Below are 26,610 nucleotides of genomic sequence, written 5' to 3'. Positions count from 1 at the left end.
GTCTTTTTATGCCTCTTTAATTGGTAGGACAACTTGTCTCCGAGTGGGCCAACCTTTCGTGTTAAAACTGCACAATATTTTTATTAATATCTTGTTTATTTGACGATTTTAAGTTAATTTGCATAAAATACATTGACAAACCGGTTTCATCAATATATGATGAATTTGAAAGTACAGGAGAGCAGAAAGAAGGAAGCAAAAGTGACAACAGACGGGAAAAAAGTCACCATTGATCATGTTGCTTCTTTAGCAGGCGTTTCTAAAACGACTGTCTCCCGCTATCTTAACGGTCGATACGATGCTTTGTCCGATGAAACCAGGGTTCGGATTGCAAAGGTGATTCAAGAACTCAATTACCGTCCAAATCGAATTGCCCAAAGCTTAAAATCCCGCAATAGTAAAATGCTCGGTTGCCTCGTCAGTGATATCAGCAGCCCTTTTTCTTCCATTCTGGTAAAAGGGATCAACAGTGTCTGCACACAAGTTGGCTATCAACTGCTCCTTGTGGACAGCGGCGATGATCCGGAAAATGAACGCCGTGCGATTCAAAATCTTTTGGAAAACCAGGTGGATGGGTTGATTGTCAACACCACCGGACAAAACGATCCGTATCTTTTGGAATTAAAACGACAAAAAGTTCCTCTGGTTCTCGCCGATCGATGCCTTTCGGCACCCGGTATCATCGATACCGTTGCCACTGAGAATTACCATATTACATATGACTGCATTTCTTATTTAAAACAGCTAGGCTATGAGCAGGTTGCCTTTTTCACTCCAGGCAACGGAATGATTGCTCCTCGAATCCTTCGTTATCAAGGATTCTGCGATGCGCTCCATGAAATATTTGGATATTCCGGTAAGGAAAACACTTATACTTTTTCTCTGGAAAAAGAGGCGGACTGTACCGAGAAGGTTCAGCAGTTTCGCGCTAAATATCCGAAACAACGGATCGCGCTCTTTGCAGTAAACGGTGTAACGCTTTTGCGTGTTCTTAACGCTGTACAAACTTTGAAAATTTCGATTGGCGCCGATTTTGGCGTCTGCGGATTTGATAATTGGGGCTGGGCTGATTTAATTCCACCGGGGATCACCACAATTACCCAGGATTCCAGATTGGTCGGAGAACACGCCGCTCAGCTTCTCCTCCAACGGATTGCTGGAAAAGGCCCCAAAGATCCGGTTTATGAAGAGCTTCCCAATAAACTTGAAATCAGAGGTTCTACGGTTTCTTCTTAAAAAAATAAAAAATTCTTTGTTGGATTTTTTTTAGAGTTTTATGGAACCGGTTCCATAGTGGCTTTTCAATGGTTGTTTACTGGTAACGTACCAGTCAGCATAAATCATTTATTTATGGGAGGAATACAGAATGTTCAAAAGAAAATCGATCCTTGCTCTTGCGTTGGCAGCAGGCATGACATTTAGTCTTGCAGGCTGCGGCGGAAGCTCCAGCAGTTCTTCTGCAGCAGCTTCCGGTACCGCTTCTAAAGCGGCCGCTACTTCGTCCAGTGCTTCCGGCGCTGCGACCGGCACTAAGGTCGGCAAGACCGTCCTCAAGTGTTCTTTCAACCAGTCGGCTGAAAACCCAGAGGCTAAGACTGTTGTTGAGATGAGCGATAAGCTCTATGATGCAACTGATGGCCGTTATTCCATTGAAGTTTATCCGAATGAGCTGCTCGGCAGCCAGAAAGATTCTTTGGAACTGGTCGAAAATGGTGCGATCGATATGGCAATCGTCGCAAACTCCATGGTAGAAAACGTAAATCCGGACTTTGCGGTTATCGGCTGCCCTTACATGTTTGATTCTATCGATCATCAGAAGAAACTGTTCCAGTCCGGTGCACTTGATGATCTGTATGCGACAACCGAGAGTGCAGGATTTGATGTTCTTGCAGCTTACAGCCTTGGAGCTCGCTGCATCTACACAAAGAGTGCTCCGGTAAAAACCCCAGCTGATCTCTCCGGTAAAAAGATTCGTGTTATGCAGTCCGATACTATGGTTCAGATGCTCAAATACATGGGCGGCGTAGGAACCCCGATGAGCCAGGGCGATGTTTACTCTGCAATTCAGGCAGGTACTTTGGACGGCGCTGAGAACAATATCATTACTTATGTTGATCTGAAACAATACGAAGTTGCGCCGTTTTTCTCTGAGACAAACCACCTGATGATCCCCGATGAACTGATCATCAGCTCCAGTCTTCTCAAAGGTATGACCGAAGATGATGCAAAAGCTCTGAAGAAAGTTTCTAAAGAATCCGTTGATACGATGTTCAGCCTTTCTGCAAAACTCCGCGATGAGTATCTCACAAAGTGCAAGAATGAACTGAATGTCACCATCACCACCGTTGATATTAAACCTTTCCAGGATGCTATGAAGCCCCTGATTGACAGCGTTTCCAACCGCAGTGATATGACAAAATCCATCTATCAAGAAATTCAGAAGCTGAAATAACCCTTTTGAGAATGTCAAAAGAGGCCCGCAGGCTCCTGCGGGTCTTTTTTACTAAAGAGGGAAAAGAGAACAGGAGGTTCTACATCAATGCATGCTTTTACAGCGGTAAAAAGGGTCATTGACAAGATTATGGAATGGTGCAACATTATCATTCTTGCCATTATGACAATCCTTGTTACCTATCAGGTAATCACACGCTACTTTTTCAACAAGCCAAGTGCTATTTCCGAAGGACTCGCGCAGTACCTTTTCGTTTGGATGATCATGTTTGGCAGTGCCTATGTTTTTGGTCTGCGTGAACATCTAAACATTACGGTAATTAAAGACAAATTATCCCCGATACCTTATCTAATCGTCGAAATTATTACCAATTTTGTTTTGCTCATCTTTTCATGGGGCATTATGATTGTCGGCGGTTATCAGGGCGCACTCAAACAGATGACCACAGTAGATGCTTCTTTGCAGATCCCCATGGGAATCATTTACATAGCAATTCCGATCTGCGGCTTTGTAATGCTGTTTTATGCAATCTATAACATCTGCCTTGCAGTTGTCGAATATCATCAAAAAGTTGCCGCAAAACCAGCACCAACCACAGGAAAGGGGGAATCTGATACATGAACAGCGCTACACTTGCCGCACTGATTATGGTCGTCGGCATCGTCATTACCCTCTGTCTCGGCTTCCCGATTGGCCTTTCCATCGGAGTCAGCTCCGCTGCTGCCATCCTGGTAATTCTTCCCTTTGATAAGGCAATGATCACCGCTTCGCAGCGAATGTTTACCGGCGCCAATTCATTCTCTCTGCTCGCCATTCCATTCTTTGTCTTAGCGGGCAATATCATGAACAACGGCGGTATTGCCAAGCGACTGATCGGCTGTGCAAAGCTAATTGCACATCGTCTGCCCGGCAGCCTTGCACAAACCAACATCGTCGCAAACATGCTCTTCGGCGCAATTTCCGGTTCCGGCGTTGCCGCTGCTTCCGCTATGGGCTCTATCCTCGGGCCAATGGAAGAAAAAGAAGGCTATTCCAAAGAATTCTCCGCAGCCGTTAACATTGCTTCCGGCCCTACGGGCATGATGATTCCTCCAAGCAATATCATGATCGTTTATTCCACCGTTGCCGGCTCTGTCTCGATCGCCGCCCTCTTTATGGCAGGCTACATTCCCGGTATTCTCTGGGGCGTCGCCTGCATGATCCTTACCGGATTTATGGCGAAAAAGCGCGGCTATATCGATACGGAACGTTATAATGTTAAAGAAGTTCTCAAAACCCTCTGGGAGGGCATTCCAAGTTTGCTTCTGATTGTTATTGTTATCGGCGGTATCCTCGGCGGTGTATTCACCGCAACCGAAGGCTCCGCAATCGCTGTTGTCTATTCTTTGCTTTTAAGCTTTATTTATCGCAACCTGAAAATCCGTGACCTTCCCAAAATCTTGCTGGATTCTGTTAAGACCACTGCAATCGTAGAATTTTTGGTCTGCGTCTCCTCCATTATGTCATGGGTTATGTCCTTCACCAAGATTCCCCAGATGATTGCTCATGGACTTTTAGGGGTCAGCAACAATCCGGTCGTCATTCTGCTTATCATGAACTTCATCCTTCTGATTGTCGGTACCTTCATGGATCCGACCCCGGCCGTTCTGATCTTTACCCCAATCTTCCTGCCAATCGTACAGGGCTGGGGTATGAGTGTGGTCCATTTCGGACTGATGATGGTTATGAACCTTTGTGTCGGCACGATCACTCCTCCGGTCGGTGCAATCCTGTTCGCAGGCTGCAAGATCGGCAATGTCAAGATCGAACAGGTTATCCGTCTGCTGCTGCCGTTCTTCGCGGTCGTCGTGATCACGCTGATGATGGTCACCTTCATTCCGGGATTGTCTCTGGCGATCCCCTCTGCACTCGGTCTGATCGCGTAATCTCTTTTTGGAAAGGAACAGTATCATGGAACAAAATCCTAAAATTATCATTTGTGACTGTGATCACAACAATGTCGATATGGAAAAATCCGTTTTCGATAAGGCCGGCTGCGGTTTTAAATGGCTGCACTGCCACACCGAAGATGAAGTAATTAAAGAATGTCAGGGTGCCGTATGTTTTCTAAACCAATACGCACCGATGAATGAAAAAGTTTTTAAAGGCGTTCCGTCGCTGAAGATGATCGTACGTTACGGCGTCGGCGTTGATAATGTCAACCTGGAAGACGCCGACAAATACGGCGTTCAAATCTGCAACGTGCCGGATTACGGCATGAATGAAGTTGCCGATCACGCACTGACCTTGATGCTCGCCTGTGTGCGCAAAGCATGGCTTCTCGGCAACCGTACAAAGGAAGGTGCCTGGAATTATGCAGAATCCATTCCGGTACACCGTCTCTCAACATTAACGGTCGGCATCGTCGGCACCGGCCGGATCGGCTCTGAATTTGCCAAAAGAGTAAAAGCTCTGGGCTGCAAGATCATTGCTTTTGACCCTAATTATAAGAGTCTCAGCCGTCATTTTCCGCAGGATATTACCTACTGTGCTTCTCTTGACGAACTCTTAAAGCAGTCCGACGTTATCTCGATGCACTGCTCGTTAAACGCTGGGAATCACCACATGATGAACAAAGAAGCATTTGCAAAAATGAAAGATGGTTCCTATTTTATCAACGTCTCCCGCGGAGGGCTTGTGGATGAAGATGCGCTAAACGAAGCGCTCACTTCCAAAAAACTCGCCGGCGCCGGAATCGACGTTGTCAATCAGGAACCGCTCGATCACAATAGTCCGCTCTTTAAACACCCGAATCTGATTATCACCCCCCATATGGCATGGTATTCAGAAGAGGCTGCTCTGGAGCTTAAACGCAAATGCGCCGAAGAGGCCGTTCGCTTCTTAAACGGAGAGCCGGTTCGTTATCCGATCAATCACATTTAAGTATCTCTCTCGAAAGGAGTACACGTTCTAAAATGAAAGCAATCGTTTATGAAGGAGCCAATACCATTAGCGTCCGCGATGTACCAAAACCTCAGCCCCGCGAAGGTTGGGCCCTTATAAAAGTTTCGCACGCAGGAATCTGCGGCACCGATCAAAATATTTATCACGGCACCCATCCCCGTGCAAAAGCACCGCTGATTATGGGTCATGAATTTTCCGGCACGCTCGAAAGCGACGACGTACCCGGAATCAAAAAAGGAACACGGGTCACCGTTTATCCGCTGCTTTCCTGCGGCAAATGTGAACCCTGCAAAACCGGCAATATGCACGTCTGCAACACACTGGGGCTTGTTGGAATCGACTGTGACGGCGGCTTTGCCGAATATGTAGAAGCTCCGAAAGAAAGTATTATTCCTCTTTCCGATAAAGTTTCCAATAAGATGGGCGCCTTTGTAGAACCGGTAGCTGTCTGTGTTCACGCTTTGCGGGAACGCGATTTCCGTCCCGGAGACAACGCTCTCGTCTTTGGCTGCGGCACTATCGGTCTTGCTACCGCTATGACTCTGCGCGTATTTGGTGCCTCTTCCATTCTGATGATGGAAACCGATTCTCTGCGCGCCGAACACGCCCGCTCGATGGGATTCGAAGTGGTCGATCCGACAAAGCTTCCGAAAGAGATGGAAGCTTACTGTAAAGACCGCACCGATGGAAACGGCTTTGACTGGGTAATCGACTGTGCCGGTGTGCAGCCGGTCGCAAGCCTTCTTCTTGATGCAGTAAAGGTACGCGGCACCATTTTGATTATCGCCGCTTATGCAAAGCCTGCCACTTTGCCGCTTATTAAAGGCATGTTTAAAGAGACAAACATTCAGTTCACACGGGTCTACCGCAAAAAAGATTTTGCTATTGCGGCAAAGATTGTAGCGGAAGATCCCGGGTTTGAAAAAATCATCACTCATGTTCTTCCGGTAAGCGAGGCACAAAAAGGGTTTGACCTCGTTACCACCAAGGGCAGCGGTGCGATTAAAGTAATGTTCTGTTTTGACTAAGTGGAGGCTATCATGAAAAATATGTTTGATTTGAGCGGAAAAACCGCTCTGGTTACCGGTGGTACCAGAGGGTTGGGCCGCGGCATGGCGGAAGGCCTTGCCGAAGCAGGTGCAAAAGTCGTAATCGTCGGCTCTTCCGCAGGCGTTTTAAAAACTGCCGAAGAACTGCGCGCAAAAGGACTTGACGTTGCAGGAATCCGTGCGGATTTAGGTCAGCGCGACAAAATCCCTGCCATGTTTCAGGAAGCATTAAAAATGCTCGGCGGGAAAATTGATATTCTTTTAAACGACGCCGGTGTTCAGCGCAGAAATCACTGTGAAGACTTTACCCTGGAAGACTGGGATACCGTCATTAATGTAAACTTGAACGCTGTCTTTGTGCTCTGTCAGCTCTCAGGGCGTGAAATGCTCAAACAGGGCAGCGGAAAAATTATCAATATGGCTTCTATGCTGAGCTTCTTCGGCGGATTTACGGTTCCAGCCTATGCTGCCAGCAAGGGCGCTGTTGCTCAGCTGACAAAAGCGCTTTCCAATGAATGGGCAGGCAAAAATATTCAGGTAAACGCCATTGCTCCCGGTTATATGGCAACCGAAATGAATACTGCCCTCATTAATGACAACGGCCGCAATGCTGAAATTTTGGCCCGAATCCCGGCCGGCCGCTGGGGAACCCCCGAAGATATGAAAGGTCTTGCGGTATTCTTAGCAAGCGACGCCTCCAATTATATAAGCGGCGCCGTGATTCCGCTGGATGGCGGTTATCTGGCAAAATAAGGAGGACTTTAAATGGAAGCGAAAGATTTTAATTTTGAAATGGCACATATCGGCATCAATCAGGAAAATGCCGAAGAAGCAAAAAAAACAGCTGCTCTTTTAAACGCTCTTTTTGGATTTCCCACAAGGGAAACAGACGGCTCTATCTTTGTCAATGAGCAGTTTGAAGTGATGAAGTCCCCCTTCCTCGGGAAGCTTGGACACATCGCGATCCGCACGGATGACCCGGAAAAAGCACGCAAATATCTCGAAGAAAAGGGCATCAAATTTAACGAAAGCAGCGCGAACTACGGCCCCGACGGCAAGCTCAATACCATCTATTTTGCAGAGGATATTGCCGGATTTGCCTTCCACCTTGTTCGCAGAAAATAATAGATCAAGGAGGTTATTTATGATGGATATTCGTTACAGCACAAATCCGCGCGACGTCAAACGCTATACGACCGACGAACTGCGGAATGAATTTTTGATTCAAAATCTTTATGTCCCGGATCAGGTTACGGCTACTTATTCCCACGTTGACCGCATGGTCGTCCTGGGGATCTACCCTGTCAATCAGAAAGTCTCCATTGATCAGGGCATCGATATTTGGAAAAATTTCGGCACCCATTATTTTCTGGAGCGCCGTGAAGCCGGTGTCTTTAATTTGGGCGGCAAAGGCTCGATCACTGCCGACGGCAAAAACTATCCCATGGGATTTGAGGACTGCCTCTACATCACTATGGGAACAAAAGAAGTGACCTTCCAGAGCGCTGATCCGAAAGATCCCGCAAGATTTTATCTGGTTTCCGCTCCGGCACATAAGCCCTGCAAAACAACTTTTATTTCTTTTGACCAAGCAAACAAGCGTCCCTGCGGCAGTGAAGAAACTGCCAACAAGCGCGTAATCAATCAGTTTATTCATCCTGATGTTCTGGAAACCTGCCAGCTTTCGATGGGTCTTACCCAGTTAGCGCCCGGCAGTGTCTGGAACACTATGCCCGCCCATACGCATGAGCGCCGCATGGAGGTTTATACCTACTTTAACATTCCAAAAGACAACGTCGTTTTTCACATGATGGGACAGCCGCAGGAAACCCGCCATATCGTCATGCAGAATTATGATGCTGTGATCTCTCCCGCATGGTCGATTCACGCTGGCTGTGGAACCTCTAATTATACCTTTATTTGGGCAATGGGCGGCGAAAACAAAGCGTTCGATGATATGGATGATATTGCGATTCCAGATATGCGATAATTTTTCTGATAAAAAGAACGAAGCGATTTCCTGCAATTTAAAGCAGTCATTTCATTTTTGAGATTCTGCTTGTGAGGTGTTTTCATCGAATGAACAAAAAAATTCTGACTTCTGGGGAGCCAATGGGGCTTTTTATCGCCGAGGAAGAAGCGCTTCTTGAAGATGTCAGGCATTTTTCCACATCGGTTGCCGGTGCGGAATTTAACGTAGCCGTAGGTCTTACCAGGTTAGGGCATACCGTTGGTTATCTTACAAAGCTCGGCCGTGATCCATTTGGCCGTCAGATTATCAAAGTCATGAATCAGAACGGCATTGATACCTCTCTGACGGTAACTTCGGACGATCATGCTACCGGATTTATGCTCAAAAGCAAGACCATCCATGGTGACCCGGATATTTATTATTACCGCAAAAACTCAGCGGCTTCCACTATCTGCCCTGACGACATAAAAGGACTCGACTTAAAAGAGTGGGACGCAATCCATTTGACCGGCATTCTTCCGGCAATTTCGGAATCTGCCCACCAAACGACGCTTTGCCTCATGAAAAAGGCAAAAGAAGCCGGTATCCCGATCTTTTTCGACCCGAATCTGCGTGAGCAGCTATGGAAAGACCGTGAAACAATGGTGCAAAGCATCAATCGCCTTGCTTCGATGGCAGACTATGTGATGCCGGGAGAGAATGAGGGGAAAATTCTCTGCGGCAGTGATGACCCTGCAAAAATTGGAGATTTTTATCTTCAAAACGGCGCAAAAACAGTAATTGTCAAGACCGGCTCAGATGGAGCATGGGCAATTACAAAAGATCAAAAACTCCATGTTCCGGCCTATGTGCCCAAAAAGATTGTGGATACGGTCGGCGCAGGAGATGGTTTCGCAGCCGGCGTCATCAGTGCTGTTTTAGAGAGGCTTCCTCTCGAAAAAGCCATTTTGCGCGGTAATGCCATTGGTGTAATTCAAATTATGAACGTCAGCGACAATGAAGGACTTCCCACTCGGGAAGAACTCAGCCGTTTTATGGCGGAAAATCAACCGAAAAGCTATTGAAAGGAGATTGTTCCCAAATGAATATGTATGAAACTCTGCAAAAGGTGGGAATTATCCCCGTTATCAAGATTGATACGGCGGCTCATGCAGTCCCGCTCGCTAAAGCGCTCAAAAACGGTGGACTCCCCGCCGCAGAGATCACTTTTCGCAGCGAAGCCGCCGAAGAGTCTATCCGTGCGATTTCTAAAGAAGTTCCCGATCTGTTTCTCTGTGCCGGAACCGTCCTAAATCCCTCCCTTGCACGGCAGGCGGTGGACGCCGGCGCAAAAGCAATCATCAGCCCGGGTACAAATCTTGAAACCGTTCGCTGGTGCAAAGAAAAAAACATTCCGGTAATTCCGGGATGTGCCACTCCTTCCGAAGTAGAAGCCTGTATGCGCGAAGGATTGGACCTTGTAAAACTATTTCCCTCAGAAGTTGTAGGAGGGGTAGCAATGCTCAAAGCGCTCTCCGGTCCCTATGCTTCTATGCGCTTTATGCCGACAGGCGGTGTAAAGCCTAATAATGTGAAAGACTATCTGTCCCAGAAAAATGTATTGGCCTGCGGCGGAACATGGATTGTTCCGAGCGATCTCTTAAAAGCCGGAAATTTTGAAGAGATCGAACGACTTGCAAAAGAAGCTGCAGCGCTGCGGGACGAAGTCCGATAAAACTGCGATTTTCTTTTTCCTCCTTAAAAAATAAAATCAAAACAGAAAAAACAGTCATTTTTAATGACTGTTTTTTCTGTTTTAGAAATTATTTTTTAAAAAACTATAAATTTGTTTAATTTATCCTTTGAGAAATTCGTTGAGATCCGTTATAATGTATATATAGGAATTTGTTTTTTCGTGCAAAATAACATTTGTCATTGATTCATTAAAGGAGATAGATTATTTCATGCAGCAATTTCAAAAAGGAGATCCTGTCGTTTATGGAAATAACGGTGTTTGTTTAATTGAGGGGATTGAAAAGCTTCGGTATTCGTCTTCCTCTCCGGCACAGTCCTACTATATTCTGAATCCGGTCGATCATTCTTCAAAGATCTTTCTTCCGATTAAAAATGAAGATCTGACCAAAAAGATTCGCCCGATCATCAAGAGGCAGGAAATTGAAGATATTTTGACCGGAGCTACCGGTGAAAAGATAGACTGGATTGAAGACAAAAATGAGCGAAATGCTTGTTTTTCTAAAATCATCCGTGAATGTATTCCCCAAAAGCTGATCTGCATGGTGCGGTGTATCTTTCTGCGGAAACAAAACCTTCAGAAGGATGGAAAAAAGATTTCTTCTACAGATGAAACCGTTTTAAAATCTGCAGAAAAGCTGATTCGGGAAGAAATTTCTTATTCTCTTGAGATTGCTCCCGAAAAAGTGGAATCCTATATTCGTTCCGTCGTTAACGCTTAATTTCATTATAAATAAATAAAAACAGAAAGTCTGCAGAAAATTTCTGTAGGCTTTCCTTTTTTCATTTTCTTGTTTGTGCTATAATTCGATTATCGTTAAAAAGGGGTGGGGTTCTTTGAAAATTGCAATCGTTACAGGAGCCTCCAGCGGGCTCGGAAAAGAATTTGTAAAAATCTTAGACAGAAAAGAATGTTTAAACGAAATCTGGGTAATTGCCCGGCGGGAAAATCTTTTGCAGGAACTACAGATTGGCTGCAGCACTCCCCTGCGCATTTTGCCTCTTGATCTAACGGAGAAGGAATCCATTCAAAAAGTCACTGCCCTTCTAAAAGAGGAAAATCCCGAGGTAGAATTTTTGATTAACGCCGCTGGCATGGGAAAAATCGGAAGCTATCGCGAGATTTCTCTCCAAGACTGTGAAACAATGATCGATCTTAATTGTCGTGCTGCTGTCTCGATGACACAGAGCGTTCTTCCGTTTATGAAAAAAGGCAGCCACATTCTTGAGATTTGTTCCACTGCAGCGTTTCAGCCATTTCCTTATCTCAATGTGTATGCTGCCAGCAAAGCCTTTTTATACCGTTACAGCCGTGCTCTGCGTGTTGAACTTTTTTCCCGCAAAATCTCTGTGACGGCTATCTGCCCTTATTGGGTAAAAGATACCGAATTTATCTGCACTGCAAAAAGGACGCAGAACAGCTCTTATATTCACAGTTTTCCGCTGGCTTCCAGGGAAAAGACCGTCGTCAAATGGGCATTTCAGGATGCAAAGCTTGGTTTTGCAGTCTCTACTCCCAGCCCGATCTCCTTTCTGCACCGAATTACTGCAAAATTCATTCCGCATGAACTGATGATGGGAATGTGGTCTTTAATTCGCAGGATCTGATTTTTTAGAACCATTTTTTCTTCTTGAAAATCCAGCCACAAATTCCACAGACCGTAATACTCAGGACAATCACATAAAGATACCCATAAGTCCAACCATATTCCGGCATCTTCACATTCATTCCGAACCAGCCAACAATCAACGTCAGCGGAAGGAACACTGCTGTTAGAACAGTGAAAACTTTCATGATCTGGTTCTGCTCAATATCAATTTTCGACTGATATGCTTCTCTCGTCTGGGTTAAAAACTCACGCAGATCGAGTACAAACTTTCTGAGAGATTCTATTCTTTTGCTTAAAACATCAAAACGATGGCTGCTCTCTTTTGGGATAATCCCATTTTCATTTTCCGCCAAACGGTCAATGATGGTTTGCAGCTGCTCATAATATCTTTTTATCTTCAAAAGTTCCCTGCGCATTTCGATAATGCGGGAAACTGCTCCTTCTACCGGTTTCTGTGTTTCTAAAAGTCCCGTTTCCAGTTCACTGATAGAATTTTCAAAACGTTGGAGCGTGTCCAGATCATCGGCGGTGAGCTTAAAAAAAAGTTCTGAAAGCTGATAAAAGGGATCCCATTCCTGCGGCATCTCTTTTAAAATCGAAATACACCGAACACTTTCCCCTAAATAGATCAATCTTTCTTGGCTGCAATAAAAATGCTGCCTTTCTTCGTTCTTTTTGGAATTTTTTATATCGCGCCAGAAAAAGGTAAGATAATAAGCGTTATCCGGAAGCAACGCACAAATATGCCTTGCAGAATGAACACGTTCCTGCAGTTCTTCTCCGATATAAGGCTTTAAATCTTCCGAATTTCCGGATTTAAAAATCGTCATCATAAATTTTTATCTTCCTTTTTCCAAAATTAGAAAAGTCCCGCTGGAATTTTTAAATTTTTCTGCGGAACACGACTCCAGTCAAAATGTGCCGCCAATTCTTCTGCAGAGATCGCTTTCGGCTCTTTTAACTGGTCTGCCAAATATGCAAGCCGTCCCAGAATCTCTGGGGCGGTATATTTTTTGCGCAAAGTTTCGAGATTTATGTCCTAGACTCTCTTAGAAAGTCGTTTTTCGTCGGAGGGAAGTAACACCGGAATATAATAAAAACGCGGCACAGGTGCTTTTAAAAGCCGATAAGGATAGGTGTGCGGTGCAGTGGGAAAAAGAAGGTCCTGCCGAAGCACCCAAATTCAACTCTTCTTTACCCCAGGTTCACCAAATAATCTACCCATTTCTGGCAGTATTCCATATTGGGGTGGATTCCATCCGTGCTAGCATCGTCCGGCAAAGCCCCTTCGGAATTTTTAACAGCAGATGCCACATCAGCAAAAGTGGACTCTGTATCTTTTGCAATTCCTTTTAGTTCGTCATTGGCGCTGTCTACTGCAGAATTGGTAAGATTCCGTCCATCCGGCTCGTCGCTGACTGCTTTTGTCACCGGAAAAAGGGAAGTCAGATAGATTTTTGCATTTGGCTGATATTCTTTGACCTTTTGGATCAAAGTTTTATATTCTGAAATAAAGGTATCGCGGCTGGACCAGCCAAGCTCATTTTCTCCAAAAACCAGATAGACTCGATCATAATTTTTTCCGTTATTAAGTTCATTTACAACCGAAATATTATGTCCTACCATTGTCTCATCCATCGCTGTAGAAACATTCAATCCTTTTTTAAAAAAGCAATCACCGTTTCCAACCAATCCATATGTATTGAGATCTTCCAGCAAAGAATTTCCTAAAAAGGCTGTATGATCAAAAATGTTACTGCTGTCGGAACTAATCATCGAATCAGAAGGCTGAGAGACCGGTTCCACCGACTGAGAAGATACCACATCTACTTTTTGAGGGGATACATTGCCTTGATGGCACGCTTTTGTAAAAATCAAAATCAAAATCAGCAAAATAAAAACGCATATTACAACAATTAAAACTCTTCTTTTTAAAACTTTTCTGCGGTATTTTTCTTTTGCAGTGGATTTTTTCCCATGACGGATTACTTGTTCCGCTTTATTTTCCGGCTTTTCTATCGGTTTAAAATCATATTTTTCTTCAAAACTTTTTTCATCCTGCTGCAAAACTTTTTTCCAAGACTCATTTTCATCTTGTTTCTCCGAACTTTCATTTTCAGCGGGCATCGCTTTTGCTTTTTGAGCCTGTTCTTCTGAATTCTTTTTGTCCTCGTCCATTAAAAAATGCCTCCTGTTTTTTATCCCGCTTTTTATTTCATTTTAGTATTTCTAAATCAAATTCTTTCTTCTAACCGAAACGTTGGATTTTTTCTCAAAATTTCAAAAGGAATCAATGGCTGCGGAACTTCTGGAAACGGCCCTATCTGATATCTCATCACTGCTAAATCACGGAAAGCACCGTCTTTGTAAGCAATTTTTTTCTGGAGGGATTCTCTTTGAAAACCAAATTTGAGATGAAAATTCTCACTTTCGGGATTTGGACTCGTAATAAAAGCATACGCAAGAAGAACTCCCTGCTCTTTGAGAATACTCATTAAACTGCTATAAAGCCTATCCCCTACTTTTTGATGCTTCGCCTCATCCGCAAGATAAATGCTGGATTCGACTGCCCAGTCATAAGCTTTTCGTTCCCGATAGCGATGTGCATAAGCATAACCCAAGATTTTTCCATTTTCTTCTAAAACAATCCATGGATAATCTTTCTGGGTCTCTTTCATTCGACGGCAGAATTCCGCTGCATCCGGCGCCTCTGTTTCAAAAGAAACCACACTTTTTTCCACATATGGCCGATAAATTTCTGCAAATTTCGGCGCATCTTCAGCCCTTGCAATTCGGATCATTTGTTTTCTCTTTTCTCAAAAGATTGATAGATTTTTATTTATTATAATCTATCTTTCGACAAAAATCTACTTTTCAAATATCATTTTACAAAAAGAAAAAAGCAGAGATAAACCCTGCTTTTTTAATATCAAGAATAACTCTTACAATATTTTTTCTACCTGTTCTTTTAGTTCCAATTTTTCTTTTCGATGAATTTCGTCGAGAGCATCCTCGACGGAATCTACATTATCAAGTTCAAACATTGAAATAATCTGCCGAATAATAGCCGGATCACAATCCGACTCCGGAACGGGACAAATTGTTTTGCTCTCTGTTTGATAAAAATCAAAAATTTGATGGATTTTTTCCTCTAAAGGTTTTATTTCTTCTTGCTCATTCTCGATTCTTTTCTCCCATTCAACCAGGGATTTTTTAAATACCAGTTGCTCAATCAACGCAAAAATAAGTTTTGTTAAAACAAAAATGCCAAGAATTCCAATCCCACCCCATGTAAATACGTTATTGCATTTGAGTGGTGTAAAGTTTTGCTCAACATCATTGAGAACCGTCGAAATCCATGGAGCCAAAAATAAAACCAACAGCAAATAAATAGAGACACAAAAGATCCAAAAATATTTTTTCGGAATATTTTTTATATATTGTCTTTTCTCTTGCAAAATTGCAAGATTTTCTTGTCCTTTGCGCATTTTCGAAAAAATCTCTTCATGAGAAGAAAAATATTTTTCCGCATTTTTAAGTTGCTGAATGATTTCCTGCCGTTCCATATTTTAGAGCCTCCCAGCGTTTTATCCCGATATTCTCTCTAAATTTTTTTATCTTTCAAAAGTGTAAGCACTCTCAATATCAGAATCTGTGTTTTTGCGTCTGGGATTTTTCCTTGTTCCACCATTCTTTCTGCTTCTTCCAACGGAATCCGTTCTACTTCCAAAAATTCGTCTTCATCCAGAATCCTGCTTTCCGGTGGAATCGATTCGGCAGGCATAAAGATGGAGCCTTTCATTTGTATATCCGGGAGAGGGAAAGATCTCTCCCAATTCAAGATATTGTTTTCCTTCCGAACCGGTCTCTTCCCGAAGCTCACGCTTGACCGCTTCGAAAGGATCTTCTCCCGGCTCCAATTTTCCAGCAGGTGCTTCTAAAACCACCTGTCGATACGGATAGCGAAACTGTCTTACAAAAAGCATCTCATTTTTTTCGGTCAGCGCAGCAACGCTAACTCCGCCAGGATGATCCACACATTCTCGTTTTACGATTCTACCGTTTTCTAAAACAACGGTATCAACGTGCATTTTCAGAATGTGTCCTTCGTAAAGAATTTTCTCTTCTTTGGTAGTTTCCTTCAATTTCATCCCACGGCCGCTCCTTTTCCAGCATAATGATAGGAAAAGTTCGAATCTATCTGATAAATTTTTTCATAGAGTGCCTTCGTTTTATTTTTATAATACGAAAGTGTACGGCTGGAATATTCCAGATTGGCCATATTTCCCATACTGGAAGTTTGATTTTGAATCTGAGAAAGGTCCTGACTCTTTTGATTGACCCAGTCTTCCTGTTCTTTCTTAACAGCTTCTTTATCGTTTGGGGAAGATTTTTCGAGCAGAAAATCGTAGGCAGCGGTTTCTTCATTGAGCCAGATTTCTGAATAGCGGTCTGCGAGCGCAACCATATCGACCATACTCAATGCTTTTTTGCTGTCAGCTTGATAATCCGCATCGATTGGATTTTGTGAAAACTTCTGTTCAAACGGACTAAGTGCTTCAGAAGAAGCGTTGCTTCTTACGGTTTCGCCTTCACTTAAAACAGTTAAAACTGTACTCTGTGTCGACGACGTCGTTTGAGCGGCACCGGAAGAGGTCGTTTTTACGACCTCACCACAGCCCGAAAGGGATGCGCACAAAACGCAGCCTAAGAAAAGTACAAAAAGTCTTTCTTTCAATTTCATTTTACTCTTCCTTCTCGGAGTTCTCTTCTGGAGAATCAGCGTCATCTTGGGGTAATTCGTCGATTTCTTCATCCTCTTCATGAGCAGTTCTTGCGATTGTAACGACTTTGCTTTCGTTTATCAAACGCATCAAACGGACTCCTTTACTAGGTCTTGCGCAAATTCGAATACTCTCTGCTGGAATTCGAATAATAATTCCATCAGAAGCAATCAAAATAATATCATCATGCAGATCGACTGTTTTAATTGCGGCAACACAACCGTAATCATTAATATGATAGTTGGTAAGTCCTTTTCCGCCTCTTGTCTGAATTCGATAATCATCGATAGGAGAAAGACGTCCGAATCCGGTCTCGCTCACCGTAAGGATATAAGCATCCTCCCTAAGCGTGCTCATTCCGATTACATAGTCGCTCTCTTTCAGGTTGATTGCCTTGACCCCGCGGGCAGTTCTCCCCATCGGACGCACATCATTCTCATTAAATCGAATCGCCATACCAAGGTACGTTCCGACCAAGAGATCACTATCTCCATCCGTTGAGCGCACCCACGAAAGTTCATCGCCATCCTCAAGAGTCAATGCAATTAAGCCGCCTTTTCTTGCGGTATCAAAAGCAGAAAGTTCCGTTCTTTTAATGATTCCGTTTTTTGTCACCATGCAAAGATATTTGCCAAAATCGAACGATGGCACTCGAATCATTGAGGTAACACGTTCGTCTTGTGTAATTGGCAGCAAATTTGCAATATTAACGCCTTTTCCTGTACGGCTGCCTTCCGGGATCTCATAGCATTTGAGTCGATAGACCTTGCCGAAATTTGTAAAGAACAACACATAGTCGTGACTGCCGCAGACAAACATTTCGGTAGCAACGTCCTCTTCCCGACGGGTCATGCCACTGATTCCACGACCGCCGCGATTTTGGATATGATAGGTATCCGTAGCAAGACGTTTTACATACCCAAACTGAGTCATGGTCAAAACGCATTCTTCCTTCGGAATCAGGTCTTCAATATCCACTTCTCCAGAAACCGCCACAATTTCTGTTTTGCGTTCATCGGCATACTTTTGTTTAATTTTGAGTGCTTCTTCTTTTACGATTGAGCTGACACGCTCATCGTGCGCTAAAATATCATTCAGGTCTTTGACCTTTACTTCAATCGCAGAGAGTTCTTCTTCCAGTTTTTGACGCTCCAAACCGGTCAATGCACCCAAAGGCATCTGCACGATTGCCTGTGTTTGAATATCATCCAAGCCGAATCGTTCAGTCATTCTCATGCGGGCAGTAGAACGGTCCTTGCTGGAACGAATAATGGAGATGATCTCATCAATATTATCAACCGCAATTTTGAGACCTTCCAAAATGTGAGCTCTTGCCATTGCTTTTTCAAGCTCATATTTGGTTCTGCGAACAATGACTTCTTTCTGGAACTTAATATATTCTTCCAGAAGTTCTTTTAAAGTCAGGCATTTTGGTTCTCCGTTGACGATTGCCAACATATTAACTCCAAATGTTGTCTGCATTTGGGTAAAGGAATAAAGCTGGTTCAAAACAATTTGCGGAGAAGCATCTCTTTTAACCGTGATCGTCATATGCATGCCGTTGCGGTCAGAATGATCCTCTACATTGGAGATTCCTTCGATTCTTTTATCTTTGACCAGATCTGCAATGGATTCAATGAGTCTTGCTTTATTGACCTGATAGGGAAGCTCTGTTACAACAATCGAAAATCTGTTGTTCTTTTCTTCTAAGATTTCCGCTCTTGCACGAACAATAATCCTGCCGCGGCCGGTTGCATAACCTGCACGAATTCCAGATCTGCCCATAATAATACCCGCAGTTGGAAAATCGGGTCCCTTAATATACTGCATCAGGCCTTCCAGCTCAATTTCAGGATCATCAATCAACGCACACATGCCGTCGATTACTTCTCCCATATTATGAGGCGGAATGTTGGTCGCCATACCAACAGCAATTCCGGTCGAACCATTGACCAGAAGATTTGGAAAATGGCTGGGCAAAACCGTTGGTTCTTTTCGGCTATCATCATAGTTCGGGCGAAAATCAACGGTATTTTTATCAATATCCTGCAGCATTTCTACTGCAACTTTGCTCATTCTAGCTTCCGTATAACGATAGGCAGCCGGTGGATCTCCATCAACAGAACCAAAGTTTCCGTGTCCATCCACCAACATATAACGCATAGAAAAGTCCTGTGCCAGACGCACCAAAGCATCATAGACGGAAGCATCTCCATGAGGATGATATTTTCCCAAAACGTCACCGACTGTCGCCGCACACTTTTTATAGGCTTTATCCGGTGTTAATCCTGCTTCATACATTGTGTAGAGAATTCGGCGATGAACCGGCTTTAATCCATCCCGCACATCCGGCAGGGCACGGCTGACGATTACCGACATAGAATAATCCAAAAAAGACTTTCGAATCTCCTTTTCCAGATCAACCGGTATAATATTTTGTTTTTGCTGCTCTAAATCATCCATCAACGGATACCCTCCTATTATTCACTCTCTAAATAAACTTTTTCGATCTGATTCCATTCTTGCTCAGTAAAAGCCCTGCGGGGGACAAACCGAGACTCTTGCCGTCCGGTAAATAAAATCAAGACTTTATCATTTGCCCAGAAAAAGCTGAACAAATTTTTTGGAATATTTCCCCGATAACGGTCTGTCTCAATCAAAATAGATTTTTCTGAAAAAGTCATCCGACAGGCAAATATCTGATCTTTATGAAGATCGTACCATTCCATCGCATGTTTTTTTACCCAGTAAAGGACAAAATTTTTAAGAAACCATGAAACAATTGATCCCTGACCTGTGAGGCAGAGTCCGGCTCTATAATCTGCCCAATCCTGCGCAGTGGGGCGATAGCTCACAGTAATCTTCAAAATTTTCCCCCCTTCATTTCTTGTCGATCTTATTTTTAAAATAACGCGGACCAAATGCCTGTCTCAGGCACTGTCTGACTTTTATAAATTCTTGTTTTGTCATTTCTTTTTTGCAAAGGATCAGAAGGCCTCGTTCCATCCCGCCGGAAAGAATAAAATATTGATCATCTTCCACACATTTTTCAAAATCCGACCAATACTCACAGACTTCTTCATAATCATCCTGAAAGAAAATTCCCTCAAAATAGAAAAAATATTGCGTAGAAAGTCCCAATAATGCATTTTCCTGAAAAGTAGATTGTCCCCATTGTTCGATTTCTTTCGGCTTCAGCTTCCAAAAATAGAAACTTCCCATTAAAGCAAGCAGAATCAGAAGGCCTGGAATAAAAAAGGTGACCGACCAAAGGCGATAAATTGGAATTCCGGCGGTCAAAATCACTGAAATCCCAAGCATTAAAAAAGAGCTCAACTCTCGACGATGCCAAATAGAAAGATTATTTTCCCATCGCACAAAAGCTTTTCTATAATCTTCACGGGAACAAGTCTGTCGGAGCACCAGAAGTGGGTCTCCTAAAAATCTCTTTGTCATTTATTTTTTACGGGATTTCGTGCCCGCTTTTACAATTTCATAAATTTTTTCAAAAGTTTCTTCATCACAACAGCGTTTTGGAAGAATTACAATACTGCGTTTCACATAAATAATCAGCATTTCTTTATAAATCTCGCTTTGATACTGACCATTCATTTCCATAACAAAAGCATTATCTTTTGGTCCCATTTCGATTCGATCAGAATAAACTCTCATGCGAAATGGAAATTTATCATTCATCTTTTTCACATGGGACTTAATCATATAAATCTGAAAAGCAGTTGCAATCAAGATAATTCCAAGGCACATTAATGAAAGAAGGTAATAATTGTTAATTCCACTGCTAATGGCTTTAATAAAATAATAGATAAATCCAATCCCGCCAATTGCACAGGCGACAATTGACATAATAAGATTTCCTCCTGAAAAATTGCTGTGAATCAGTGAATTGCTCATTTCTTCCTGATTGACCTCATAAGAAAGATCCATCATTGGAGGATTTTCTTCTTCTACTTCTTCCTCTTGATTTTCCTGCTGTTCTGAAGATTCTTGTAATTCTTCCTGATTTTCTTCGTTTTCTTCTTCATCATTCGAATTTTCATCCAAATCTTCATCTAGGTCATAATTTTTTTCTATTCTCTTTAAAACATCTTCTGCTGTTTCCACTTTTTTAGATTTTTCTGTGGAATCTTCCTGTGGGACTTTCTTTTCTTCCATTCGAAATTTCCCTCCTCTTATTTCTCTTATTTAGATATCAAGATTTTGAACATATTTTGCATTCTGTTCAATAAATTGGCGGCGCGGTTCCACTTTATCTCCCATCAAAATGGTAAATGCCTCATCAGCGGCGGCGGCATCTTCTACTTCTACCCTCAGCATGATACGGGTTTCGGGATTCATCGTAGTATCCCAAAGCTGCTCCGCATCCATCTCGCCTAAGCCTTTATATCGCTGAATTTCAGTTTGGCCCAGCTGCTTCATATATTCATCACGTTCTTCATCAGAATAAGCGTAATAGTGCTGCTTATTTTTCGTAAGCTGATAGAGTGGCGGCTGAGCAAGATAAATATGTCCCTGTTCAACCAGCGGCTTCATAAAACGGAAAAAGAAGGTCAAAAGCAAAGTACGGATATGAGAACCATCAACATCAGCATCTGCCATGATAATAATTTTTCCATATCTTAATTTTGAAAGATCAAATTCTTCTCCAATTCCGGTGCCTAGTGCAGTAACGATCGGCATCAGTTTTTCGTTGCCGTAAACTTTATCAAGACGTGCTTTTTCAACATTCAGCATTTTGCCCCAAAGAGGCAGGATTGCCTGATATTTCCGATCCCGGCCACCCTTGGCAGAGCCGCCGGCGGAGTCGCCTTCAACGATATAGATTTCAGTTTCTTCTGGATTTCGACTCTGACAATCCGCAAGTTTTCCAGGCAGAGAAGCACTTTCCAAAGCGGATTTTCTTCTGACGAGATCCCTTGCTTTTCTCGCAGCCTCTCTTGCACGGGAAGCAGCCATTGCTTTTTCAAAAATAGCTTTTGCGACATTCGGATGTTCTTCCAGATAAGTGGAAAGTTTATCGCTGACTAAATTATTAACAAGCGTTGCAATTTCGGTATTTCCAAGTCTTGCTTTTGTCTGGCTTTCGAATTGTGCATCTTTTATTTTCACGCTGATAATGACCGTTAAACCTTCGCGGACATCGTCGCCTTTTAGATTTTCGTCACTATCTTTCAAGATATTGTGCTTTCTCGCATAATCGTTCATCACACGGGTAAGTGCACGCTTAAAGCCTTCCTCATGGGTACCACCATCCGTTGTATGAACATCGTTTGCAAAAGAGAGCATCATTTCGTTATAAGAATCCGTATACTGCATTGCTACTTCGGCATTGGAATTTCCATCCGGTGCAGGAGCTGAAAAATGAATAATATCCGGATGAACCGGCTCTTTTTCTTTATTAAGAAATTGGACAAAGCTGGAAATACCGCCTTCATAGCAGAACTGATTTTCAATTTTATTTTCAGGATTTCTCTCATCTGTGAGAATAATATTGATTCCAGCATTTAAAAAAGCCTGTTCCCGCAGTCTTTTCTGCAGAACTTCATATTGATATTCGGTTGTATCTTTAAAAATTTCAGGATCAGCCAGAAAACGAACCGTTGTACCGGTTTTATCTTTTGGACAATCCCCTTTTATACTCATATTTTCAACTATTTTGCCGCGTTCAAACCGTTCAAAATAAATTTTTCCTTTATGATAGACTTCTACTTCTAACCAGATAGAAAGCGCATTTACAACAGAAGCACCAACGCCATGAAGACCACTTGCCACCTTATATCCGCCGCCGCCGAATTTGCCGCCGGCATGCAGTACGGTAAAGACGACTGTCAAAGCAGGCAAGCCCGTCTTTTTTTGAATTCCAACCGGAATACCACGACCATTATCTTTGACACAAATGATATTTCCCGGCTCGATGATAATATCAATCTGATCACAATATCCTGCCAGTGCCTCATCTACTGAGTTATCCACAATTTCATAAACAAGGTGATGAAGTCCTCTTTCTCCGGTTGATCCAATATACATTCCCGGACGTTTCCGCACAGCTTCTAGACCTTCCAACACCTGAATCTGATTTTCATCATAAGCTTCTCGTGTCTGCGTTACTTGATTGATTTCCAATTCTGATCCTCCTATTCCTCGACTAAAAAGCATCCATTTATTCTTTCTGTGATACTTTTACAATTCTGATGAGAAAAATTCTGCATTCATAAACGGCGGCAACACAAAGAAAAGTAACAGTCGCCATCAAAATGAAATTCATTGTTGTCCATATCAATAAGCAATTCAGAAGACAAAGCAGGAGAAAAGCCAAAAGAAAATAGACGGTCATTTGCTTTTTATAAATCACGGTACATTTTTTTTTGCAATGTACGCAAAAAAAGCTTTTTTCTCTTAAAAGTTTTTTTCTTTCCTTCATGGTAAATTCTGTTCCACAATAAGGACAAAATTTATGGTTCTTTTTTATCATCATTTTTCATGTATTCTCCGTAAGGATTCTGCATCTGTCGACGAATTGTCTCATCCTGAAAAGTATGATCTACTTTCTGTCGATAATGACGAGGCAAATTGGGCTTTAATTTTATAGAATCTGCTTCTTCGATCGGACTCATTTGAATGGTTTGTTGCGATTCATTTTGTTCTTCTGGTTCCGGAAGAATAATAGAATCCATCTGTTTTGTAAATCCAGATTCTTCCTCCTCATTAAAATGAGGCTGCTCTTTTTCATCAGAATAAAGTTGTTCCGGATTGACTGATTCAGGACGATAAGCTTTTCTATGTCGCCTAACAACCGGACGCTCGAGATGAATGGTAAAGCTGCTCAGCAAAAAGAAAAGAAAAAATAAAAGAATAACGGAAAGAACAAGCCAAAATGTAATATGATTCAAAATCAATCCAAAAACAATAAAAAGCAGAGCAGAGACAGCAATTGCAATGATTGCCAAAATACGTGTAAAAGGCTCTACGATAATATTAGAAATTCCATTACAGGCCGTACAACGATATTCGCCTTCTCTTTTTAATGTCCACGCCAGAAAAAAATTTAATTTTTTTCCGCAGTATGGACATTTTGCCCGGTGTAAAGTTGCCATAAATTTTTTTCTCCTTTTAATTGCTTTGAATATTTATCAACTTTATAGAATCTAATTATCTTTCATAGATTCCATTCTCTTTAGAAGAGTTGCCGAATTCAGCTGAGAAAGATAGATAACTTCTTCAAAATCAATTTTTTTATTTTTCTTTCTGCTGCACAGAACAAAGCTTTTTGGAAGCTCCTGTGAAACAGTAACAATGTGATTCTGCTTCTCTTTTTCTCTAAGCATCTCTCTTGTAATTTTGGAAACTGTACAGACATCCAAATCAAAAATACCGACAATCTCTTTGCTGTGAATAATTGTATTCTGCCCTAAATGGAGGTACATTCTGCTTTTTTCCTTTCCAAAGTTCCATTTTCTACCTGAAAAAGAAATCCATTTTTCAGATTTTCTGCCTGTCCGGGATCACAACAAGTAATGATGACCTGACAGTCTGAAAGATGATTCAAAAGATATTCCTGTCTGGTATGATCCAATTCACTCAAAACATCATCAAGAAGAATCATTGGTTTTTCTCCGGAATATTGCTTTAGAAGCGCAGCTTCCACCAATTTCAAAGAAAGTACAACACTTCTCTTTTGTCCCTGAGAAGCAAATATTCTTACATTCTTACCATCCAAAAAAATTTCCAGATCATCTCGATGAGGTCCACAAGTGGTATAACCAACCTGAAGATCTTGTTTTCTGTTTTTTAAAAGTGCTTCCAAAAGATTTTCAGCACTTCGTTTATACTGAACTTTAAGGGATTCTTTTCCGCTGCTGAGTCCTTCATAAATTTTAGAAAGAGGATCTTTCATGGATTCTACGTAGGATTCTCTCTCTTTTATTATAATCTCTCCATCTGTCGAAAGACGTTCATCCCAAATTGAAATGGTATCCAAAAGTTCCGGATGGCGAAAAGAATCTTTGAGGAGTGCATTTCTCTGATTGAGCGTTCTGGAGTAACGATTGAGAATCCGCACATATCCGGGTTTGATCTGACAAATTGCCGCATCCAAAAAATTACGGCGCAAATTTGGACCTTCTCTCACAAGTGAAAGATGTTCGGGAGAAAAAATCACTGCTCCAATTTTTCCAACGAGAAGTCCAGGGGAACGAAGAAGGATTCCATTGAGAAATGCTTGTCTCTTCTTTTTTAAAATTCTGATTTCAGCAGTCTGCTCCCGCTCTTCACTATAAAAATGAAGAATTAAAGAAGCTTCCTGCTCTCCATAAGAGATTAATTCAGAATCTTTTACGCCGCGAAAACTCTTTCCCCCTGTAAAAAGCCACAAAGCTTCCAGAAGATTGGTTTTTCCCTGCGCATTTTTCCCATAGAGAACATTAACCCCTTCACCAGGAATAAATAAATCTGACGAGAGATTTCGATAATGTTCTGTTTTTAGGGAAAGAACTTTCACTTTTCACACACCTCATAAAGATTTTCTTGGAATTCTACAAGATCTCCTGAGTGAAGCTTTTTTCCGCGCATCGTACAAATCTCATGATTGACAGAGACTTCTCCATTTTGAATCAAATATTTCGCACGACCGCCGGTATCAACTGCTCCCACAAATTTTAAAAGGGAATCCAACCTGATAAAAGGTGTATCAATCGGGACTAATTTTTTTTCAGCCATTTTGACTCCTCTTCTTATTCAGACTTCATACGAACCGGTAAGACCAAGAATAGAAAACTATTCCCCTCAACCGGAACGACCTTCATAGGAGAAAGCGGACCACAGAGCTGAATTTTTACTAAGTCGCTGTCTACATTACGCAAGGCATCCAGGAGATAACGATTATTAAAGCCCATATCCATAGAATCTCCCTCAATTTCTGCCGAAAACTGATCGCTTGCACGGCCGAGCGGAGTGGAACAGGAAAGTCTGATTTCGTTATTATCAAAAATGCAATGCAGTGGACTCTTAAGACGATCCGTGATCACAAGGGAAACACGTTCCACGCTGTCAATAAATTCACGCGTCTTTACTTTGATTTCGCATGTGCTGTTTGCTGGGATTGCAGCGCGATAATCGAGAAAAGAGCCTTCCAACAGACGAGAAATGACTGTATAATTACCAATTTTTGAAAGAATATGACGACTTCCGACAAGCAGTTCTGCTTCGCTGTCATCATCCGGTAAAAGTTTCATAATTTCCTGCAGCGTTTTTCCGGGAACAACAAAGTTCATCTCTTCTTCTCCGCGGACTGCTTCTTCCCGCATGGCGAGACGATATCCATCAACGGAGACAAGACGAAGTTTTCCTTCACTTAAATCAAAAAGGGTACCGGTATGAACTGGCTTTGCGTCATTTTCAGAAACAGCAAAAAGAGTCTGTCTAATCATACTTTTCAAAACAGAAGAGCCAATTTTAATACTTTTCTCTTCTGAGAGAGAAGGTAACTCTGGATATTCTTCTGCTGGAATTCCTACAATCGAAAAATCACTCTGTCCGCTTTTGATAGAAGTAACATTATGATCATCAATTTCTACATGGACACCATCGTCCGGTAAGCGGCGAACGATATCGCCGAATAATTTTGCAGAGAGAACGATTTCTCCGGGTTCCGATACTGTCGCAGGAATTTCAGTTGTCATACCGAGTTCCAAATCATAACCGCAGAGAAAAATAGAAGTACTTTTTGCTTTTAAGAAAATTCCTTCCAAAGCAGGAATGGAACTTTTTACGGAAACAGCTCGTTGAATATTTGAGACAGCTTCCACAAGCTTTTGTTTTTCGCAGGTGAATTTCATGAAGAAAGCCTCCGTTTAAGATAATCATTCTTTTCTATTCATTTAATTTTAGTAAAAGAAGTAGGGGCGGTTGATTTGTGGAAAGTAAGAAGAAACCCAGATGATAGCTGAATTTTTTGGATCTACTTTTTTAAAATCAGCCAGTAGAAAGAATGTGGACAAAGTTTAAAAACTGCAAATAAAAAATAAGTGGTGGAAAATGGGTTGAGGAAAGTTAA

Annotated in this window: 29 protein-coding genes; 13 read left to right on the top strand and 16 right to left on the bottom strand. The window is 42.3% G+C overall.

All coding sequences use genetic code 11. The features are described 5' to 3' along the window. The first annotated feature begins 156 nt into the window (after positions 1-156). From ACVS9P_RS00335 to ACVS9P_RS00275, 13 genes are all read left to right on the top strand, one after another. Positions 157-1,236: a LacI family DNA-binding transcriptional regulator gene (locus ACVS9P_RS00335; RefSeq protein WP_452103669.1), complete on the top strand. Its 1,080-nt coding sequence runs from the start codon at positions 157-159 to the stop codon at positions 1,234-1,236. 130 nt (positions 1,237-1,366) lie between these two features. Next, the gene (locus ACVS9P_RS00330; RefSeq protein ID WP_452103668.1) at positions 1,367-2,452 is read left to right on the top strand and encodes a TRAP transporter substrate-binding protein; all 1,086 of its coding nucleotides are present in this window, start codon (positions 1,367-1,369) and stop codon (positions 2,450-2,452) included. An 87-nt stretch (positions 2,453-2,539) separates the two neighbouring features. Further along, positions 2,540-3,073: a TRAP transporter small permease gene (locus ACVS9P_RS00325; protein WP_452103667.1), complete on the top strand. Its 534-nt coding sequence runs from the start codon at positions 2,540-2,542 to the stop codon at positions 3,071-3,073. Next, complete coding sequence (locus tag ACVS9P_RS00320; protein ID WP_452103666.1) at positions 3,070-4,377, top strand: TRAP transporter large permease; 1,308 nt, start codon at positions 3,070-3,072, stop codon at positions 4,375-4,377. The genes ACVS9P_RS00325 and ACVS9P_RS00320 overlap by 4 nt, the downstream gene beginning before the upstream one ends. A gap of 25 nt (positions 4,378-4,402) precedes the next feature. After that, on the top strand, positions 4,403-5,374 hold the full coding sequence (locus ACVS9P_RS00315; protein ID WP_452103665.1) for a C-terminal binding protein: 972 nt from the start codon (positions 4,403-4,405) through the stop codon (positions 5,372-5,374). A 32-nt stretch (positions 5,375-5,406) separates the two neighbouring features. Then, complete coding sequence (locus ACVS9P_RS00310) at positions 5,407-6,423, top strand: zinc-dependent alcohol dehydrogenase (RefSeq protein WP_452103664.1); 1,017 nt, start codon at positions 5,407-5,409, stop codon at positions 6,421-6,423. Between the two features lie 12 nt (positions 6,424-6,435). Further along, complete coding sequence (locus tag ACVS9P_RS00305) at positions 6,436-7,197, top strand: SDR family oxidoreductase (RefSeq protein WP_452103663.1); 762 nt, start codon at positions 6,436-6,438, stop codon at positions 7,195-7,197. A gap of 12 nt (positions 7,198-7,209) precedes the next feature. Further along, the gene (locus ACVS9P_RS00300; protein WP_180341800.1) at positions 7,210-7,569 is read left to right on the top strand and encodes a VOC family protein; all 360 of its coding nucleotides are present in this window, start codon (positions 7,210-7,212) and stop codon (positions 7,567-7,569) included. A 22-nt stretch (positions 7,570-7,591) separates the two neighbouring features. Then, positions 7,592-8,434 (top strand): 5-dehydro-4-deoxy-D-glucuronate isomerase, encoded by an 843-nt coding sequence (gene kduI / locus ACVS9P_RS00295; RefSeq protein ID WP_452104650.1) that lies wholly within the window; start codon positions 7,592-7,594, stop codon positions 8,432-8,434. Positions 8,435-8,523: 89 nt separating this feature from the next. Continuing rightward, entirely contained in the window at positions 8,524-9,480 is a 957-nt protein-coding gene (locus ACVS9P_RS00290) for a sugar kinase (protein WP_452103662.1), read from the top strand. A 17-nt stretch (positions 9,481-9,497) separates the two neighbouring features. Then, the gene (locus ACVS9P_RS00285; protein WP_452103661.1) at positions 9,498-10,130 is read left to right on the top strand and encodes a bifunctional 4-hydroxy-2-oxoglutarate aldolase/2-dehydro-3-deoxy-phosphogluconate aldolase; all 633 of its coding nucleotides are present in this window, start codon (positions 9,498-9,500) and stop codon (positions 10,128-10,130) included. Between the two features lie 229 nt (positions 10,131-10,359). Beyond that, the gene (locus ACVS9P_RS00280) at positions 10,360-10,869 is read left to right on the top strand and encodes a CarD family transcriptional regulator (RefSeq protein WP_452103660.1); all 510 of its coding nucleotides are present in this window, start codon (positions 10,360-10,362) and stop codon (positions 10,867-10,869) included. Between the two features lie 115 nt (positions 10,870-10,984). Then, on the top strand, positions 10,985-11,755 hold the full coding sequence (locus ACVS9P_RS00275; RefSeq protein WP_452103659.1) for an SDR family NAD(P)-dependent oxidoreductase: 771 nt from the start codon (positions 10,985-10,987) through the stop codon (positions 11,753-11,755). 4 nt (positions 11,756-11,759) lie between these two features. On the opposite strand, the gene ACVS9P_RS00270 is transcribed toward ACVS9P_RS00275, so the two are convergent. From ACVS9P_RS00270 to dnaN, 16 genes are all read right to left on the bottom strand, one after another. Then, the gene (locus tag ACVS9P_RS00270; protein ID WP_452103658.1) at positions 11,760-12,590 is read right to left on the bottom strand and encodes a magnesium transporter CorA family protein; all 831 of its coding nucleotides are present in this window, start codon (positions 12,588-12,590) and stop codon (positions 11,760-11,762) included. A gap of 361 nt (positions 12,591-12,951) precedes the next feature. Then, complete coding sequence (locus ACVS9P_RS00265) at positions 12,952-13,935, bottom strand: GDSL-type esterase/lipase family protein (RefSeq protein WP_452103657.1); 984 nt, start codon at positions 13,933-13,935, stop codon at positions 12,952-12,954. 56 nt (positions 13,936-13,991) lie between these two features. Then, a complete protein-coding gene (locus ACVS9P_RS00260) occupies positions 13,992-14,558 on the bottom strand; it encodes an N-acetyltransferase family protein (protein WP_452103656.1) in 567 nt (188 codons plus the stop codon). Between the two features lie 141 nt (positions 14,559-14,699). Continuing rightward, positions 14,700-15,323, bottom strand: a complete 624-nt coding sequence (locus ACVS9P_RS00255) for a hypothetical protein (protein ID WP_452103655.1) — start codon at positions 15,321-15,323, stop codon at positions 14,700-14,702. 174 nt (positions 15,324-15,497) lie between these two features. Continuing rightward, positions 15,498-15,908, bottom strand: a complete 411-nt coding sequence (locus ACVS9P_RS00250; protein ID WP_452103654.1) for an NUDIX domain-containing protein — start codon at positions 15,906-15,908, stop codon at positions 15,498-15,500. Beyond that, complete coding sequence (locus tag ACVS9P_RS00245) at positions 15,905-16,501, bottom strand: hypothetical protein (RefSeq protein WP_452103653.1); 597 nt, start codon at positions 16,499-16,501, stop codon at positions 15,905-15,907. Before ACVS9P_RS00245 ends, ACVS9P_RS00250 begins: the two co-directional genes overlap by 4 nt. 1 nt (position 16,502) lies before the next feature. Then, positions 16,503-19,004, bottom strand: a complete 2,502-nt coding sequence (gene gyrA / locus ACVS9P_RS00240; RefSeq protein WP_452103652.1) for a DNA gyrase subunit A — start codon at positions 19,002-19,004, stop codon at positions 16,503-16,505. A gap of 17 nt (positions 19,005-19,021) precedes the next feature. After that, entirely contained in the window at positions 19,022-19,408 is a 387-nt protein-coding gene (locus tag ACVS9P_RS00235; protein ID WP_452103651.1) for a YcxB family protein, read from the bottom strand. Positions 19,409-19,421: 13 nt separating this feature from the next. Further along, positions 19,422-19,964 carry a hypothetical protein gene (locus ACVS9P_RS00230; RefSeq protein ID WP_452103650.1) on the bottom strand — a complete coding sequence of 181 codons (543 nt, stop codon included), beginning with the start codon at positions 19,962-19,964 and terminating at the stop codon, positions 19,422-19,424. A gap of 33 nt (positions 19,965-19,997) precedes the next feature. Beyond that, entirely contained in the window at positions 19,998-20,714 is a 717-nt protein-coding gene (locus ACVS9P_RS00225; protein WP_452103649.1) for a hypothetical protein, read from the bottom strand. 30 nt (positions 20,715-20,744) lie between these two features. Further along, complete coding sequence (gene gyrB, locus ACVS9P_RS00220; protein ID WP_452103648.1) at positions 20,745-22,715, bottom strand: DNA topoisomerase (ATP-hydrolyzing) subunit B; 1,971 nt, start codon at positions 22,713-22,715, stop codon at positions 20,745-20,747. Between the two features lie 296 nt (positions 22,716-23,011). After that, positions 23,012-23,653, bottom strand: coding sequence for a hypothetical protein (locus tag ACVS9P_RS00215; protein ID WP_452103647.1), 642 nt, complete (start codon positions 23,651-23,653; stop codon positions 23,012-23,014). Positions 23,654-23,704: 51 nt separating this feature from the next. Continuing rightward, entirely contained in the window at positions 23,705-23,983 is a 279-nt protein-coding gene (remB, locus tag ACVS9P_RS00210; RefSeq protein WP_452103646.1) for an extracellular matrix regulator RemB, read from the bottom strand. Further along, positions 23,968-25,056 carry a DNA replication/repair protein RecF gene (recF, locus tag ACVS9P_RS00205; protein ID WP_452103645.1) on the bottom strand — a complete coding sequence of 363 codons (1,089 nt, stop codon included), beginning with the start codon at positions 25,054-25,056 and terminating at the stop codon, positions 23,968-23,970. Before recF ends, remB begins: the two co-directional genes overlap by 16 nt. After that, complete coding sequence (locus ACVS9P_RS00200; protein WP_452103644.1) at positions 25,053-25,274, bottom strand: RNA-binding S4 domain-containing protein; 222 nt, start codon at positions 25,272-25,274, stop codon at positions 25,053-25,055. Before ACVS9P_RS00200 ends, recF begins: the two co-directional genes overlap by 4 nt. 14 nt (positions 25,275-25,288) lie before the next feature. Further along, a complete protein-coding gene (dnaN, locus tag ACVS9P_RS00195) occupies positions 25,289-26,392 on the bottom strand; it encodes a DNA polymerase III subunit beta (RefSeq protein ID WP_452103643.1) in 1,104 nt (367 codons plus the stop codon). Between the last annotated feature and the right edge of the window lie 218 nt (positions 26,393-26,610).

The sequence above is a fragment of the Caproicibacterium sp. NSD3 genome, assembly GCF_053613275.1.
The sequence above is the reverse complement of the archived record's forward strand: the minus strand, read 5'-3'. Positions and strand labels throughout refer to the sequence as shown.